The organism is Staphylococcus pasteuri (assembly GCF_030547725.1).
In the GTDB taxonomy this organism is placed as follows: Bacteria; Bacillota; Bacilli; order Staphylococcales; family Staphylococcaceae; genus Staphylococcus; species Staphylococcus pasteuri.
On sequence record NZ_JAUOQO010000323.1, the window covers coordinates 1 to 275 of the forward strand.

Here is a 275-nt window from a genome sequence, read left to right on the forward strand (position 1 = left end):
GCATTGCGCTGTCGATGTGGGCTACCGGTGTGAGTGGGTGGTTATAGAATGGGTGACTTAATCAAACTTCTTCTTGAAGATGCCTTATTCTATGCAGTTCCTGCTGTAGGTTTTGCCATGGTGTTTAATGTACCAACACGCATGTTAGGTTTTTGCGCCATTGGCGGCGCTTTTGCGCACAGTTTGCGAACCCTATGCATCTATTGGGGCGTTCCTCTGGAATGGGCGACTCTCGTTGCTTCCACCAGTGTAGGTTTATTAGGAGTGTATTGGTC

The 275-nt window shown here is 48.4% G+C and carries 1 protein-coding gene; it reads left to right on the forward strand.

Annotated features, from left to right (window positions below; all coding sequences use genetic code 11):
* Positions 1-48 precede the first annotated feature (48 nt).
* On the forward strand, positions 49-275 hold a 227-nt coding region (locus Q4528_RS13830; RefSeq protein ID WP_303522148.1), incomplete at its 3' end, for a threonine/serine exporter family protein.